Annotated in this window: 12 protein-coding genes; 10 read left to right on the top strand and 2 right to left on the bottom strand. The window is 60.9% G+C overall.

What is annotated here, in order from left to right; all coding sequences use genetic code 11:
* Positions 1–88 precede the first annotated feature (88 nt).
* From JWZ97_RS10235 to JWZ97_RS10200, 8 genes are all read left to right on the top strand, one after another.
* Positions 89–268, top strand: coding sequence for a hypothetical protein (locus tag JWZ97_RS10235; RefSeq protein WP_205428557.1), 180 nt, complete (start codon positions 89–91; stop codon positions 266–268).
* A gap of 438 nt (positions 269–706) precedes the next feature.
* Complete coding sequence (locus JWZ97_RS10230; RefSeq protein WP_205428555.1) at positions 707–2,920, top strand: VCBS repeat-containing protein; 2,214 nt, start codon at positions 707–709, stop codon at positions 2,918–2,920.
* A gap of 398 nt (positions 2,921–3,318) precedes the next feature.
* A complete protein-coding gene (locus tag JWZ97_RS10225) occupies positions 3,319–3,936 on the top strand; it encodes a hypothetical protein (protein ID WP_205428553.1) in 618 nt (205 codons plus the stop codon).
* Positions 3,937–3,989: 53 nt separating this feature from the next.
* The gene (locus JWZ97_RS10220) at positions 3,990–4,640 is read left to right on the top strand and encodes a DUF3455 domain-containing protein (RefSeq protein ID WP_205428551.1); all 651 of its coding nucleotides are present in this window, start codon (positions 3,990–3,992) and stop codon (positions 4,638–4,640) included.
* Between the two features lie 153 nt (positions 4,641–4,793).
* A complete protein-coding gene (locus tag JWZ97_RS10215) occupies positions 4,794–4,994 on the top strand; it encodes a hypothetical protein (RefSeq protein WP_205428549.1) in 201 nt (66 codons plus the stop codon).
* 187 nt (positions 4,995–5,181) lie between these two features.
* Positions 5,182–7,461 (top strand): hypothetical protein, encoded by a 2,280-nt coding sequence (locus JWZ97_RS10210; RefSeq protein ID WP_205428548.1) that lies wholly within the window; start codon positions 5,182–5,184, stop codon positions 7,459–7,461.
* Positions 7,462–7,531: 70 nt separating this feature from the next.
* Positions 7,532–8,737, top strand: a complete 1,206-nt coding sequence (locus JWZ97_RS10205; protein ID WP_205428546.1) for a choice-of-anchor tandem repeat NxxGxxAF-containing protein — start codon at positions 7,532–7,534, stop codon at positions 8,735–8,737.
* 85 nt (positions 8,738–8,822) lie between these two features.
* A complete protein-coding gene (locus JWZ97_RS10200) occupies positions 8,823–9,509 on the top strand; it encodes a class I SAM-dependent methyltransferase (RefSeq protein WP_205428544.1) in 687 nt (228 codons plus the stop codon).
* Between the two features lie 242 nt (positions 9,510–9,751).
* Here JWZ97_RS10200 and JWZ97_RS10195 read toward each other — a convergent pair whose 3' ends face one another.
* Positions 9,752–9,991, bottom strand: a complete 240-nt coding sequence (locus JWZ97_RS10195; RefSeq protein ID WP_205428542.1) for a hypothetical protein — start codon at positions 9,989–9,991, stop codon at positions 9,752–9,754.
* A 300-nt stretch (positions 9,992–10,291) separates the two neighbouring features.
* Here JWZ97_RS10195 and JWZ97_RS10190 point away from each other — a divergent pair, with 300 nt between their 5' ends.
* Positions 10,292–11,548, top strand: coding sequence for an IS256 family transposase (locus JWZ97_RS10190; protein ID WP_205428540.1), 1,257 nt, complete (start codon positions 10,292–10,294; stop codon positions 11,546–11,548).
* Positions 11,549–11,706: 158 nt separating this feature from the next.
* Here JWZ97_RS10190 and JWZ97_RS10185 read toward each other — a convergent pair whose 3' ends face one another.
* Positions 11,707–13,287, bottom strand: coding sequence for a peptide chain release factor 3 (locus JWZ97_RS10185; RefSeq protein ID WP_205428538.1), 1,581 nt, complete (start codon positions 13,285–13,287; stop codon positions 11,707–11,709).
* A gap of 212 nt (positions 13,288–13,499) precedes the next feature.
* On the opposite strand from JWZ97_RS10185, the gene JWZ97_RS10180 reads away from it, so the two are divergent.
* Positions 13,500–17,210, top strand: a complete 3,711-nt coding sequence (locus tag JWZ97_RS10180; protein ID WP_205428530.1) for an HAD-IC family P-type ATPase — start codon at positions 13,500–13,502, stop codon at positions 17,208–17,210.
* Positions 17,211–17,238 lie beyond the last annotated feature (28 nt).

The raw sequence follows: 17,238 nt of genomic DNA, 5'->3' as shown, positions 1-17,238 counted from the left end.
GGGAAAGCTTGCTGCAGCATGGCCCCCATCGCTGCCTGGGGTAGGCATCCGAAAGTTCAGGAAAGCAATTCTTCATGGGAGAGGTGTCATGAACATGCTCATCAACCAATTGATTCGTTCCTGCAACGGTCATTCTTACGAAACCGCCGGAATCATCTCGGCTTTCTTCAACGATCCGCATCAGGCTCGGGCCTGCGCCCAACAGATAAGGTCGCTGGTAAACGCCGAGATCGAGATCTGCGGGAGCCAGTTGGCCGTGCGGTTGTAGCGACCTCCGATCCCACAGCGCAAGCGACGCGACTTCTGGAGCGCCATAAGGAAATTCGCGCTGAAGACTCGCCACGAGAGAGCGCAAACCCGGTCGTGACTATACGAGGAAACCAACATGATCACATTTTCCAAAACAAACCGTCCCCCACGTTGGTGGACGATCATCGCGCTCGCCGTGACACTCGCTTACGCAAGCGCGGCGAGCGCGCTACGTCCGGTCAAGGACCCCGGCGACGATCCGAGCCCTGAGCCGGACCCAACCCCAGCCTGCATTCCAGCCGCAACGGGCCACATCAGCGCCAGTCCTGCCACGCTCTCAGTAAATCCGGGCGGGTCGGTCTCGAGCCAGTTGTCTTGGTCGGCAACCGTCACGCGCGGCTGCGCCTCCATCCAAGGTTTCGAAGTCGGGAGCCAAGCCGTCGACGATCACGGTAGCATGACCAAGACCTTCACGGCGCCGGGAGCTTATCGATACACGCTGAAAATGCGGACGGACAATGGCAACCCGAAAACCATAGCCACCACGGTGATCGAGGTAAAAGAGGCAGAGTCTCCCCCGGAACCCACGGCCCAGCGGGTTTGTCCGCAAGACCCAGCGCCGCAGGTCGTCGAGATTCGCGAAGCCGACCCGCGGGTCGACAAGCCACATCACGATCTCATGCTGCAAAAACTGGTAGACAATGTCGGAATAGCCAACAGAACCATAGTCCTGGGGCCGAATGTCGAACTGGACTTCACCGGTGCGAGTCCGGACCAGCTTCCACTGAACTTCGGGCCCTGCGTCACCCTGACGAGCGCGCAAGCTTTCGACACCGGCACCTCTGCAGCCTCGACGGCATCGCCCGACACCTTACCGCCGCCGGCCCGAACACCCCGCTCGCTGGGACCGCTGCTCAAGTTCGGGCCGCACCGCAGCGACGACGAAAAAGTCTTTCTTTCAGTCGATTGTCCTGCGCCCGATCCTCAGCTGCCGCCAGGTCCGACGAACGACAATGTCCGCATCTCCGGTTTCAGGCTGTACGGCCCCCGCTTCGGCCAGCAATACGATTACGACATCGGCATCCTGGTCCATCGCTGCCTCAACGTCGAGATATCGAACATGGAGATCGCCGGCTGGGGCGGTCAGGGCATCCAGATACTCGATGAAGGCGATGCAGAACATCAGCCGGCAGAAGGGCCTGGACAGCAACCTCCGAACAATGGTCCGGGCGAGCGAATCGGCCATCCCGAGCAAGTCAGGGTCTTCCATAACTACATCCACCACAACCAGCATCCACGCATGCTAAGCAACAGTCACACCGCCGGTTACGGAGTTGAAGTTCATCACGGAGCTTGGGCACGGGTCTACGAAAACCTGTTCGACTTCAATCGACACGCTATCGCGGCGGCGGGCGATACAGGGGGCTACGAAGCGCTGAGGAATCTGGTGCTGAAAGGTGGGGGAGATCACTGGCCTTACTTCGGCATCCATACTCATCAATTCGATATCCACGGCACCGGAGACAATGGCTTCGGCGGCCGGGCGGGCGTGCGGTTCGAGTACGCCAACAACGCCTTCCAGTATCAGGCTGGCAACGCAATCAAAATTCGCGGTCGGCCGCAAGAGGCCGTCAATATCCACGACAACGTGTTTCCGCATGAGGGGCTGGAGAACGACTGGGGCGATGATGCGATCGCGGTGGAAAACCGCAGCGACCTTGACGTCATCCATCTCGGGCCCAACAACACCATCAATAACGACTCCTATGGAAACTACGGGGTCTGCGATTTCGACGGCGACGGCATCGACGATTTGTTCCTCGCCACCGGCCAGACCTGGTGGTTTTCGAGTTATGGCGAGTTTCCCTGGAGCTATCTCAGCGCACGGACCGAGCGCCTGAACCAGGTGCGGCTCGGCTATTTCGATGCCGACAACCGGTGTGACGTGCTGACCGAAAGTAACGGGGAGTGGGTGATCGCCAGCGGCGGCACGGGGCCGTGGCAGAGCATCGGCGCATTCGGGGCCCCGTTGAGCGAGGTAACATTCGGCCGTTTCGATCCTAGCGTGCGCGACCATCGTCCCGGCGCGACGCGGCGGACGACGCACGCCTTCAGACGCATGCCGAGCGGCCAATGGCAGGTGACGTCGTTGTCGGCGCCCGCCTGGCAGAACATACAGAGTTCGTCCTTTCCGATGAGCAAGCTGCGCTTCGGCGACTTCACCGGCGACGGCGTCACCGACGTGCTCGCCCTGCAGAACGGGCGCTGGTCGATCTCGCAAAGCGGCCAGGGGCGCTGGCAAAGACTCAATCCCTCCCTGGCGGACGACGTGAGTTCCCTGTACGTCGCCGATCTCAACAATAACAACATCGACGACCTGATCAAACTTGAGCGGAAGGTGGGATACCTGGGTAAGGATACCGTAAAGGAAACGTTCACCTGGTGGGTATCCGACGACGGCCGCACGCGCTGGCGCAAGCTCAAGAGCTACACGTTCCAGCGCTCAACAAGAGCGTCACTCCCGCCCGTATTCGCATTCGCGGGGCGTTTCGGCGCGGCGCCGGGCGGGGGCGTACTGCTCACAGACCATGGCCGTATCGGGCGCTTCTACAGCGAGGCTGAAATCACGAGAGGCGCCTCACCCGACTGGTCCAGCCCGTTTGCTTACTGAGCGGCCGGACGGGGGCCGGAAAGCTGGATCGACCCTGCTTTCCGGCCTCAGTCCGACGATGAATACGGGAAGAGTGACGCCGGTCGGATTTCAAGACGGCTAGTCTGGAGAAGCGCCCTGTTGCGGCCGAATCATTGCTCCTACTGGGATTGCTGCCCCCTCGTCTCGCGCTCCAGTATTTCCGTTTCCGCCTTCCGTCCCCTGTCGAGGGCTTCCGCTTATCCGAGAACCTTTGAATTGCGATTCCTCCTAGTTTTCGTCGCGCCTGGATTCGGGAATTCAGGCCTGGAAATTTTTCGAAAAATCATTTGAACCAACGCGATGCATGACCGGAATCATGGGTCAAGGAGCGATCGACAAGCTCCCCACATCCATAACCACTCTCAGGAGATACCGTCGTGATAAACAAATACTTCCGTTCGACCATTCACGTCGCTTTGGCGGTGGCCTGCGTCGCCGCTTCCAGCGCTCCCGTTCATGCCAATGACGAGATCAGATTCCCGCTGGTGCGTCCCGCTACGCTGGGAGCCGCTTGTGCGCCCGATGCCAAAGGCTACGTGCGCGTCCGCACGCAGGGCAATGTCGAAGTCATGGACGTCAGAATCGAAGGCTTGCCGCCGCGGGTGGAGTTCGACGCCTTCGTGATTCAAGTGCCTCATGCCCCGTTCGGCCTGTCCTGGTATCAGGGCGACCTGCAGACCAACCGTGTCGGCAAGGGCTACGGCCACTTCCTCGGGCGCTTCAACGAGGAGACCTTTATCGTGGCGCCGAACGTCGCGCCCGCGCCCCATGTGCACAACGATCCTCCGTTCCCCGACGCGGCGGAGAGCCCGAAAACCGCGCCAGTCCACACCTATCACGTCGGCATCTGGTTCAACTCGCCGGAGGACGCTGTAGCCGCCGGCTGTCCCGACAACGTCACGCCTTTCAATGGCGAGCATCGTGCGGGTATTCAAATTCTCAATACCAGCAACTACCCCGATCTGCAGGGGCCGCTGCTTAGGCTCAAGCCGTAAAAACCCATATTCACGACTCACATACCGCGCATCAAGCGCGAATGGAGATACCCATGAACACTACCCACGCAGCCCAATGTGCGACCGCACGCCGCGTTCTGCCCTTGGCCTTCGCCGCCATCGTGGCCGGTACGGTATCGCTGCCGCAATCGGTCCACGCCGACCCCATCACGCCGCCACCCGTGCCTACGGATATTCAGGTGGAGGCGGGGCACAAGGCTTTCTTCAAGGCTCACGCCTTCGGCACCCAGAACTACGTTTGCCTGCCGTCGGAATCCGGTTTCGCCTGGAGCTTCTTCAGCCCGCAGGCCACCTTGTTCGGCCACGGCGACCAGCAGGTCATCACCCACTTCCTCAGCCCCAACCTCAACCCCGACCCGTCGGAGAACGTCACGCCTCGCGTCACCTGGCGGCATTCGCGGGACTCGAGCACCGTCTGGGCGCGGGGGTTCAAGTCTTCCGACGACGCAGCCTTCGTCGCACCGGGCGCGATTCCCTGGCTCCTGGTCAAGCGGGCGGGGTCGCAAGACGGGCCGACAGGCGGGCACAAACTGACACCGACCTCTTTCATCCAGCGGCTGAACACGGCGGGAGGCGTGGCGCCCGAGACCGGCTGCAGCGAACCGGCCGACGTCGGAAAGAAAGCGTTGGTGCCCTACGAGGCCGACTATTTCTTCTACAAACCCGACCAAGGCAGGTACTAAAACGGTGACCGGGATCGTCTCGCAGTCGGCAGAGCCTGCGGGCGAGGCAGGGGGCGGCGTACCGGACCGATAAGCTAACCCTCCTGGATCGACCCGAGGGCAAACGTTCGGCGATCCTGGAACTTAAAAATCAATGATTACAGGAGCATTCCCATGAATAAGCGACTTTCCAGCACTTTCCAGAATAAGGCCGTCGGCAGCGTGATCGGCGCCGTTGCCTTGATCTTGCTTGCCGGCTCGTTGACGCCGGCTCTTGCGGCCGGCGGCATCTCCGCTGGTCTCGCCGAGCTACACCCCAACGGCGAGATTCTGGCGTGGGGCTATTTCGACGACCCGGACGCCGGCGGCCAGTAAAAAAAGCACCTTACTACAAGACCCAGATAGCGGAATGCCGGCCAAAAGCCGGCGTTCCGCGGTTCCATTCGGTTGGTCAGCCCGCCAGATGCGGCGAGCCCACCCGAGCCGACTCCTATGTTTAAAGACATGAACCGCAACAACCTTGGGCACGCCGCGTGCCCATACAGAATTTGAAGGGATAGTTATGAAAGCTCCATACAAGTTCCAATTGAGAAAGGCATTGACCGGCACCGCGTTAATCGCCGGCGGGCTGTCCGTACTACACGTCGAGGCCGCGCCTCGCATCGAGTTCCAGGGACTCGGTACGCTGGGCGGGGCGACGAGCAGCGCCCGCGGCCTCAACGACCACGGCCAAATCGTTGGGTCGTCCCGAATCGGCGACGGTCCCGACGTCCATGCCTTCCTTTATAGCGACGGTGCCATGCAGGATCTCGGCACCCTGGGCGGTTTCGATAGCGTGGCTACCGGGATCAACAATCGCGGCCAGATTGTGGGACACTCCCAATTCATCCGAATAGCCGAAACTAGTTCCCACGGCTTTATCTACAGCAACGGCGTGATGCGGGACGTCGGTCTCCTGGACCGTGTGAAAGGGTTCTCAGCGGCCAACGCGATCAACGACGAAGGAGTGGTAGCGGGGCATGCGGCACAGCTTGGCCCGATAACAAATACGACGATTTCGCGCGCCATCGTCCTCAGCAATGGATCGATGACGGATATTGGCGCTTTGGGCGGGGTGAATAGCGGCCGCGAAAGTTCCGCCAATGCGATCAATGCCTCCGGGCAAATAGTGGGTGTCAGCGAGAATGGAGGCATTGAAACGAGGACTCGCGAAGCCTTCATCTACAGCGGCGGGGTCATGCGTTCATTGGGACTGCTGGGCGGGACCTTTAGCGAAGCCACCGCCATCAACGACGGCGGCGAGATTGCCGGAAATGTCATGGTGACGAGAATTCCGGATGTTCGTCACGCGTTCCGCTATGTCAACGGAACGATGCGCGATCTTGGCACTTTGGGCGGGCCCAGCAGCGCCGCCAATGCCATTAACAACAGTGGCCAGATCGTCGGCCACGCCGATATCACCGGTACACCGCTCCCGCAACGGCTCGATCCAGTCAAGGAGGGCCAGCATGCGACCCTGTGGAACGGCAACGTCATCCACGACCTCAATACACTGGCGCCGACCGGCTGGACCTTGACCGATGCGGCGGCTATCAACCGCTACGCGCAAATCGTCGGCACCGGGAAGAATCAGGATCATCCGGAAGGCGAAGCCTTTCTGTTGACGCTGCATCCCGACTGGCAGGGCAACGGCAACGGTAATTGGGACGACGGCAGCCGCTGGAATTTCGCCGGCTTGGGCAGCTTCAGCATGGCCCCCGGCGCGCGGCACGATGTGGTGATCAATCCCGATGGCAACGCCACCATCAACGGCGGCGCCAATGCCAGCATCCGCAATCTGAACATAAGTGGCAATGCCGGTAAGCTGGTGACGTTCAACCTCAACGGCGGCAGCACTAATTCCATGCAGGGCACGACGTTGAACCATGCTACGCTGGCCGGCAACGGCACGCTGGAAGGCGGTCTGACGATCGCCGCCGATAGCCGGGTCGATGTCGCCGGCGGCGACCGCATGCAATTGCGCAGCGGCCAGGTCAATAATGACGGTTTGATCCGGATATTGGGCAGCGGCGGCAATCGCGCGGCGCTGGAAGCCGATGGCCTAGTGATCAATGCAGGTGGCGGCGAAATCAATTTAGAAAATGCCGCGTTGAGCTTGTTGGGCGGTTTGGACAATCGCGGCCAGGTCAAGGTCAGCTTCGGCGCCTCCAGCATCAGCGGCGACCTCACGACCGTCAAGGACGGCAAAATCATCCTGTCCGGCAGCAGCGAAACCACTTTCTGGGACAGCGTGACGATGCAGTCCGGCAGCGAACTGCGCCTGGCGGCCGATGCCAGTGCGGTGTTCTTCGGCCAGGTGATTGTGCGTAACAGCGCGATGCTGACCGGTACCGGCACCAGTTTTTACGAAGGCGGACTGTCACTGGGCAACTCGCCGGGCATGGCGAGCAATGCCGGCAGTGTCAGCTTTGGGCTGGACAATTTCTATCTGGCGGAAATCGGCGGCCTGAGCCCCGGCGAACAATTCGATCAACTTCAGGTCGGCGGCAAATTGAGCTTTGGCGGCACGTTGAAACTGATGTGGTGGGACCACTTCAGCGCCAAGGCCGGCGATGTATTCGACCTGTTCGACTGGGGCAATAGCGCCGGACGTTTCGCCAGTATCGACACCGGCGACGCGTTGCTGGCCGACGGTTTACGCTGGGACTTCTCCAGACTCTACACCACGGGCGAAATCGGCGTGGCAGCGGTGCCACTTCCGGGCGCGGCCTGGCTGTTCATTGGCGGTTTGCTGACGGTGTTGGGGTTCAACCGGAACGCCAAAGCAGGAAACCCGATTTAAGGCGTGTCCGGCCGGCGCCAGTCTCGGACAGCGCCGCCAACCCTACAACCATAGCTGGAGAGGAACTGAAATGATTAACCAATGCTTGGCCATAGCGCCGAATGCCATCAGCCGTTCTCACATGCTTAGCCTCTTATCGCGCGTCTGCGCGGCGGCGTTTTTGTTCGCGGCGGGCGCCAGCTTGGCGTCTGCCGAACCCGCCGGAAAGCATGAGTTCGAATTCATTAACGTGGCTGACTCGACTCAGGGTTTTACGAATTTCGAACCCTTTCCGGCCATCAATAACAAAAGCGCCGTGGCATTCGTCGCCACTCGGAGCGATACCGGGCAAGGTGTTTTTCGATCACGCGGCGGAAAGGTGACAACCATCGCGTCCGAACAGGACGGACTGGAAAGTTTCGATATTGCCCCCGCCATCAATGCACGCGGGGTGGTGGCCTTCTCGTCTAGGACCAGTTCCGGCTCGTCCGCCATTTTTACCGGTGACGGCCGCTCCAGAAAACTGATCGCCGATTCGAAAACCAATGGATTGTTTCGAATCGGTATGGGGTCTCCCGCCATCAACGATGCGGGGACGGTTGCCTTTTCATCGGTCCTCTCCGAGAACGGCCGCCCCGCCGGTGCCAGTATCTTTACCGGCAAGGGAGGTGATCTGAGCACGGTTTTGAACACGTCGGCTTCGGATTTCGTTTCGTTCGGAAATGTAGCGATCAATGACGCGGAAAAGATCGTTTTCAGCGGGGAGCGTTCCGACGGGAGTCTTGGGATATTCACGGTTCGCAGAGCGCCGAAAACCATAGTGGATACCCATGCACGGCCGGAATTCATCGGCTTTGGCGATCCGGTCATCAACAACGGCGGGACCATCGCCGACGTGGCCTTCCTCATCGCCGACGGATTGAACAACGGGTTGGAGATCATTTCGGGTAAGGCGGGCGCCATCGTATCCAGGACTGATCCCAGCGGCCCTGCCTTCGCCAATGCCGAGCATCCGTCCATCAATAATCACGGCGCGGTCGCTTTCTACGCCTTCCCGAACTTAGATCCGAACGAGCCAACGGGCATCTTCCTGGAAGTGTCGGGCGGCAATTCATTGATTCCGGTGATCCGGCCCGGGGATGCCTTGTTTGGCTCGACCGTCAGCGCGGTCGATCTGGGACGGTTTGCGCTAAACGACCGGTTCGAGGCGGTTTTCCAATACGCGTTGACGGATGGGCGGACGGGTATCGCGATTGCGGCCTTCCACGGGGAGAAGGAAGACGACCAGGCGAAATAGTCGGGAAGGGTAGATCTTGGGGGGGGATGCGAGGCATCCCTCTCATGCCGGCATGCCGGTCCGTCATTTCATTCGTGAGTTGCGTATGGCGATGAAACTCGAAAATGTCGTGCCTTTTGGCCGGTCATTGGACGAATATAAAAAGATGTTCGCCCTGTCCGAGCGCGAGCTGAGTCTGAATATTCTTGGGGTCGCGGACGGGCCCGCGAGCTTTAATGCGGAATTGTCGGCGCTCGGCGGCCGCGCCACCTCCGTCGATCCTCTTTACGTTTTTCAAGCACCGCAAATAAAAGCCCGGTTCGATGAGGTCCTGGATCATATCATCGCCCAAGTCGAGGCAACGCCGGCCGACTGGGTCTGGTCGTATCATGGCTCTCCCGCCGGATTGCGCGCCAACCGGATCCGCGTCACCGACACTTTCATCGCGGATTTTGGCCGGCGCCGCGACTCGGGTTGCTATCTCGCCGGGGAGCTTCCCGAATTGCCGTTTTCGGATCGGCAATTCGATCTGGCGCTCTGCTCGCATTTCCTGTTCTTGTACTCTGAGCATTTTTCGCTCGAGTTTCACCGGGCTTCGATCCGCGAAATGCTGCGCGTGGCCGGCGAAGTGAGGATATTTCCCTTGTTGACGCTGATGCTCGAAAAATCGCCCCATCTTGCGGCGATACACGAGGTGCTGACCAAGGAAAATTACGTCCTGGAGATCCGGCAGGTGGAGTACGAGCTGCAAAAAGGCGGCAATCAAATGCTGGTCATCAAGTCCGGTAAATGATGCGGCTCAAACTTTAAGCCGGTTGCGCCGTCATGTGATGGCACCCACGAAATTCTCTCGCTCGTCTCGGCGTAGCCCGCGTAGGATGCATTAGCGGTTTCATCGCGTATTGCATCGGATGAAACATTCATACGGCGCAACACGGCTGTCGCCTAATGCGCCCTTCCACGGGGAGAAGGACGACGACCAGGCGAAATAGGTGGGAGCAGCAAAAAGGCCGCTTGCAGTATCTTGCAGTCTTTTCAGGTAAAGGTATTGAACCGCTCGGTCAGAATCAGCGCTTCCTGTGCATCCGCGATGCGCTTTTCCATGTCCAAGTGCCATTGTTCCCATTCGTCCACCCCGTTGCGGCTACTGGACATCGGTCGCATCGGGAATCCATCGGCCAACAGGGTTTCCAGCGCTTCCGTCACACGTCGTAACTCTGCACGTAGCGTCTGGATGGCCTCGGATTCGTCGAGTAGCTCATCTCTATGTCTCATTGTTTTGGTTCCTCCTGTGATTTACGCGGCCAAACACTTGAATGGCATCAGCGTAGCGCTCGCCCGCATCGCTGTCAGGTGGCCAGCACAATTCTGCAACATGGCCTTGCGCTCAATAATGCCAGGACTTACGCAGAGGAACTACAACTCTCCCTCTTGGAGAAGGGAAGGGGATGAGGAGTAACGGGGTTTCCGGCTGAAGCGAACTGCCGGTTTAAGATTGATGCGAAATGGGAGAAGGGCATAGGAGCCTGTCAGAAATTTTGTGTGTGAGGCATAACATGTTGTTAAGGAGCATGTATGCCAAGCAAGACGAGCAAGAAGAAACCGGCAGCGGCGCTGCCCAGCATTCCGAAAGAACTCATAGACCAGATGGTCAGTGGCCCGATGGACGCCGAGGCGATCAATGCCGCCTCGATGGCGTTCAAGAAGGCGCTGATCGAACGTGCACTGGGCGCCGAACTCAGCCATCACCTGGGTTACCCACCCGGCGCCGACAAGCCCGGCGAGGTGGGCAATCACCGCAACGGGGTGACCGGCAAGACGGTGCTGACCGAAGACGGGCCGCTTCGGATCGACATCCCGCGCGACCGTCAGGGCAGCTTCGAACCCCTGCTTATCCCTAAGCACGAGCGGCGCTTCACCGGTTTCGATGACAAGATCGTGGCCATGTACGCCCGGGGCATGACGGTGCGCGAGATTCAGGGCTTCCTGGCCGAGCAGTACGGCACCGAGGTTTCACCGGAATTCATCAGTTCAGTCACCGATGCGGTGATGGCCGAGGTCACCGCCTGGCAGTCACGCCCGCTCGAAGCCATGTATCCGGTGGTGTTCTTCGATGCTCTGCGGGTCAAGATTCGCGAGGAGGCGGTGGTCCGCAACAAGGCGATCTACCTGGCCTTGGCTGTTCTGCCAGACGGCACGCGCGACATCCTCGGGTTGTGGATCGAGAACACCGAGGGCGCCAAGTTCTGGATGAAGGTCTTCAATGACCTCAAGACGCGCGGTGTGGTCGACATCCTGATCGCCGTCACCGACGGCCTGAAGGGCATGCCCGAGGCCTTGGCCGCCGTTTTCCCAGCGACCACGCTGCAGACCTGTATCGTGCATCTGATTCGCAACAGCCTCGACTACGCGAGTTGGAAGGACCGTAAGGCACTGGCGGCAGCGATCAAGCCGATCTACACCGCGCCCAGCGCCGAAGCCGCGCTGGCCGAACTCGACGCGTTCGAGCAAGGCCTCTGGGGTGAGAAATTCCCGACCGTGGTCGCCGCCTGGCGGCGGGCCTGGGACCGGGTGATTCCCTTCTTTGCCTTCCCGCCCGCCATCCGCCGGGTGATCTACACGACCAATGCCATCGAGAGCATCAACGCCCGACTGCGCAAGATCCTCAAGACGCGTGGCCATTTCCCGAGCGACGATGCTGCCAGCAAGCTGATCTGGCTGGCCTTGCGCAACATTACGGCCGACTGGGGACGGGCGGCCAAGGATTGGAAGGACGCCATGAACCAATTCGCCATCCTCTACGCTGAACGCTTTGAAGCGGCTCGCGGATAAAATGACCACCGACTTTGCCACCGCGCCCTCTGCCTACGGTCTGAACGGACCTTCGGCAGCCGTCACCGTGGAAAAGTCTACTCACGCCTCACACACAGAAATTCTGACGCCCCCGGGCATAGCGGTATTAGTTTGAATACCCGTACGCCCCCAACCGCTTAAAGTTCTCGAGTGGCGCTGAAGCGGATGTCCGGCCAGCGTTCTTCGGTCAGGGACAGATTCACTCGGCTGGTCGCCAGATAGACCAGGTAGCCGCTGCCGTCCTCGGCCAGGTTGTCGTGGGCCTTCTTCTTGAATTCGTCCAGCTTCTTGGGATCATCGCAATTCACCCAACGGGCGGTACTGACCGACACGTTGTCGTAGACGCATTCGACGTTGTATTCGGATTTCAGCCGGAAGGCCGTCACGTCGAACTGAAGCACGCCCACCGCGCCGAGTATCAAATCGTTGTTCTTCATGGGCTTGAACAACTGAGTGGCGCCTTCTTCGGTTAGCTGCTGCAGGCCTTTCTGTAAGGCCTTCATGCGCAGCGGGTCTTTCAGCACCACGCGGCGGAACAGTTCCGGCGCGAAGTAGGGCACGCCTTCGTATTTCAGCGCCTCGCCCTGGCTGAAGGTGTCGCCCACCTGGATGGTGCCGTGGTTGTGCAGGCCGATGATGTCGCCGGCATAGGCCTCTTCCACGTTCTTGCGGCTGTCGGCCTGGAAGGTGATGGCATTGGCGATCTGCACCTGTTTGCCGATGCGGACGTGGAACATCTTCATGCCTTGCTCGTACTTGCCCGAGCAGATGCGCATGAAAGCGATGCGGTCGCGGTGCGCCGGGTCCATGTTCGCCTGGATTTTGAACACGAAGCCGGTGAATTTCTCTTCCTCGGAATCGACCGTGCGTTCGACGGCCTTGCGCGGCTTGGGTTTGGGCGCGAAGTCGGCGAAGGCGTCCAGCAGTTCCAGTACGCCGAAATTGTTGATCGCCGAGCCGAAGAACACCGGTGTCTGCTTGCCGGCTAGATAGGCCTCGTGGCTGAAGGTATGGCTGGCGCCTTTCACCAGCTCGATCTCCCCCCGCAACTCATCGGCCATATCGCCCAGCACTTCGTCCAGCTTGGGATTGTCCAGACCTTCGATGACCTCGCCCTTGATGATCTTGTCGCCGTGAGAAGGGCTGAACAGATGCACCGAGTCCTCGATCAGGTTGTAAACGCCCTTGAAACGCTTGCCCATGCCGATCGGCCAGGTCATGGGCGTGCACTGGATCTTGAGGATGCTCTCGATCTCGTCCAGCAGTTCGATGGGTTCGCGGCCTTCGCGGTCCAGCTTGTTGATGAAGGTCAGGATGGGGGTATCGCGCAAGCGGCAGACTTCCATCAGCTTGATGGTGCGGTCCTCCACGCCCTTGGCGCTGTCGATCACCATCAGGGCCGAGTCCACTGCGGTTAGGGTGCGGTAGGTGTCTTCGGAGAAGTCTTCGTGGCCCGGCGTGTCCAGCAGGTTCATGATGCAGTCCTTGTGTTCGAACTGCATGACCGATGTGGTCACCGAGATGCCGCGCTGTTTTTCCATCTCCATCCAGTCCGAGGTCGCATGGCGCGCGGCCTTGCGGCTCTTGACCGAACCGGCCATCTGGATGGCGCCGCCGAACAGCAGCAGCTTTTCGGTCAGCGTGGTCTTGCCGGCGTCGGGATGGGAAATGATGGCGAAGGTGCGCCGGCGGTTCAGTTCGTTGAGCAGTTCGGACATGATGGATCGGGTGGATCGGATAAACCGGCGATTATACCGGAACTCGCGTCCCCGGCCGGGTTTTCGTAGCTTGCTGGATTTTCGAGGCAAGTGAGCGGACGATTTAGCGGGTGCAAGGTTGATGAAAGCCGACAGGGGTATGGTCGAACTGCGATGCAAGCGCGGTGTTTGTAAGCGCTTGAAGTCTCGCTCAAGCAGATGAGGGGTACGATATGGCAACGACTGGCGAAGCATTCCCAAACCAGCCAACGGTCGACTGGCACGCTAGCGATGCCGATGACGTGGTCGAGCGCCTTCGGTCGGATCTGCATCGCGGCCTGATGCCGGCGGAGGTCCGCCGCCGTCTGAAACAGTACGGCCGCAATCGGCTCCCCTCACCGCCCGGACGTCCGGCCTGGCTGCGCTTCATTCTCCAGTTTCACAACGTTCTGATTTACGTGATGCTGGTTGCCGCGGCAACCACGGCTCTATTGGGCGACTGGGTCGACACCGGCGTGCTGCTGGCTGCCGTTTTCGTCAACGCCATCATCGGCTTCATTCAGGAAGGCAAGGCGGAACAGGCCATGGATGCGATACGCGGCATGTTGTCGCTGCGCACGACGGTCATACGCGATGCCGAGCGTATGGAAATCGACGCCGAAGACCTGGTGCCTGGCGATATCGTGGTGCTCGTATCCGGCGACAAGGTGCCCGCCGACCTGCGTCTGGTGGCGGGCAAAGGCTTGCGCGCGAACGAAGCCATCCTCACCGGCGAATCCGAGACGGTGGAGAAGACCATCGCTCCCGTGCCGAGCGACGCCTTGCTGGGCGATCGCACCAACATGCTTTATTCGGGCACGCTGATCGCTTCCGGACAGGCCATGGGCGTAGTGGTGGCGACCGGTATCGACACCGAACTGGGGCGCATCAGCGCGATGCTGGAGCAGGTGCAGGCGGCGACCACCCCCTTGCTGCGCCAGATCGCCGGCTTCGGGCATTGGCTGGCGTTGGCCATCGTGGTGATGTCTGCGGCGACATTCGCGGTCGGCGTGCTGTGGCACGGGCATCCTGCCGACGAGATGTTCATGATGGCCGTGGCGCTGGCGGCATCGGCCATACCGGAAGGCTTGCCGGCGATCATGACCATTACCTTGGCCTTAGGTATGCGGCGTATGGCCGGCCGCAAAGCCATCGTCCGCCATCTGCCGGCGGTGGAAACGCTGGGATCGGTAACCGTCATCTGCTCAGATAAGACCGGTACCCTGACCCGCAACGAGATGACCGTGCAACGGGTGATCACCGCTACTCATGTATTCGAGGTGAGTAGGGTGGGCTATGCCCCGGACGGCGGCATACACCTGGGAGACGCGGCCGTTACCGGTGGCGAGCGTCCGGATCTGGTCGAAATAGGCCGCGCCGCGGTTTTGTGCAACGATGCACGGTTGCGCAGGCAGGCCGACGGGAGCTGGCAGGTGGTCGGCGATCCCACCGAGGGTGCTCTGCTGGCGTTCGCCATCAAGGCCGGGATCGACCCCGAATGGGAGCGTGAAATCTGGCCGCGCACCGACGCCATACCGTTCGAGTCCGAACACAGACTCATGGCCACGCTGCATCACGACCACGTGGTCGGCAAAGGCGTCCTCTACGTCAAGGGAGCGCCCGAACGCATATTGGCGATGTGCGACCGGCAGGGCGGTGAGTCCGACGCGCCGCTGCACCCCGAGTATTGGCATCGCGCCGCCAGCGAGGCGGCGGCGCATGGCTTGCGCCTGCTGGCGATCGCCGCGAGGCCCGCCGAGGAGTCGCAGCATGAAGTGCACTTTGCAGACCTGGAAACCGGCTTCACCCTGTTGGCACTGGTCGGTATCATCGATCCGCCGCGGGCCGAAGCCATGGCCGCCGTGGCGGCATGTCACAGCGCCGGTATCCGGGTCAAGATGATTACCGGGGATCATGTCGAAACGGCCCGCGCCATCGGCGAGCAACTGGGCATCGGCCGACACAAGCCGGCTCTGACCGGCGCCGAGATCGAGGGGATGGACGACGCCAGGCTGTGCGAGGTGGTGCTGGATGTGGACGTATACGCCCGCGCCAGCCCCGAGCACAAGCTGCGCCTGGTTCAGGCCCTGCAGGCGGCGGGCCAGGTGGTTGCCATGACCGGCGACGGGGTCAACGACGCGCCGGCGCTGAAGCGCGCGGACGTCGGCGTGGCCATGGGCCTAAAGGGCACGGAGGCGGCCAAGGAAGCGGCGGACGTGGTGTTGGCCGATGACAATTTCGCCACCATAGGCAGCGCCGTGCGCGAAGGACGGGGCATCTACGACAACATCCGCAAATTCATCCTGTTCATGCTGCCGACCAACGGCGGCGAAGCTCTGGTGGTGATCGCCGCCATCCTGTTCGAACTGGCGCTGCCGCTGACCCCGGCGCAGGTGTTGTGGATCAATATGGTGACCTCCAGCACCCTGGGCTTGGCTCTTGCATTCGAACATGCCGAGCGGGACGTGATGCGGCGTCCTCCGCGCGACGCTCGTGAGTCGCTGCTGTCCTGGTTCTTCGCTTGGCGCGTGCTGATGGTTTCCGTGCTCATCATGGCGGGGTCGCTGGGCCTGTTCCTCTGGGAGCTGGACCGGGGCTCCAGCCTGGAAACCGCGCGCACCATGGCCGTCAGCTCGGTCGTGGGGGCGGAAATGTACTATTTGATCAGCAGCCGTTACCTGTACAAGACCTCCCTGTCGCTGGAAGGCATCTTCGGCAACCGCTATGTGTTGATCGCCATTGCCGCTTGCGCGGCGCTGCAACTCGCCTATACCCATGCCGTGCCGCTGCAGGCGCTGTTCGGTTCGACCGACCTGTCGCTCGACGAGTGGCTGAGGGTGGCGTTCGCCGGGGCACTGGTTTTCGTGGTCGCGGAAATCGAAAAGACCGTGATCCGCGGATACAAGAAGTTGCGCCGCCATGTCTCCGGCGCGGGAACAGGAAAGGTATCCCATCGCCCGCGCAAAGCGGAAGCACAGTGGAAAACGCCGCGGTCGTTCCTGGTAGCCACGGACTTTTCGGCGGACTCCGGGAACGCCGCAGGCCGGGCGGCCAGCCTGGCGGCGGAACATCAGGGCCGGCTCGATCTGCTGCATGTCGTGGACTTGTCGTCGCTGAAGGCGGTGCGCGAACTGCTCCGCTCGCACGACGAGGCCGAAGCCAAACTGGTCGGCGCGGCCCAGCGCCAACTGGAGGAAGCGAGGTCGGATGTGGCCAAGACGGTCCCTGTGCCCGCGAGCGCACGGGTGGCGGTAGGCAATGTGCTGGAGGAAATATTATCGGCCGCCGAGCAAGCCAATCTGTTGGTGCTTGGCGCGCGTGGACTGAATCCCTTGCGCGACCTGATCCTGGGCACGACCGCCGACAGGCTGCTGCGCATGAGCATAAGGCCCACGCTCGTCGTCAAGCGCCCGGCGCGTGAAGGCTATCGACGCGTGCTCGTTCCGGTCGACTTTTCCCCTCACTCCATCGCCGCGCTGAAGATGGCGATGCTCATTGCTCCCAAGGCCGACGTCTGGCTGATACATGCCTTTGTCGCGCCTTTCGAAGGGAGGCTGAGACTGGCCGGTGTGCCCGACGAAGATCTGGAAACCTACCGCGTCGAAGCTCGGCAGCAGGCGCTGATCCGCCTCGGCAATCTGATGCTGGATGCCGGGGAAACCCAGCGTCGGCTGTTCCGGGTCGTAGAACATGGCGATGCGGTTCGTCTCATCCTCGCCAAAGAAGAAGAGTGCGAGGCGGATCTGATCGTCATGGGTAAGCATGGTCTGTCTATCGTCGAGGAAATGCTCCTCGGCAGCGTAACCCGTCACATCCTCGCCGATTCGAAATGCGATGTGCTCATCGTGCATGAGCATGCTGGCGTGCTTGATAAAACGTCGCGTACCGGCAAACCAGTAGCGTGATGCTTGGATTTTTACCCTAAGACAAGAA

Source organism: Methylococcus sp. EFPC2 (assembly GCF_016925495.1).
Taxonomy (GTDB): Bacteria; Pseudomonadota; Gammaproteobacteria; order Methylococcales; family Methylococcaceae; genus EFPC2.
Note: the sequence above shows the minus strand (reverse complement) of the source record. Positions and strands in the feature narration are given on the sequence as shown.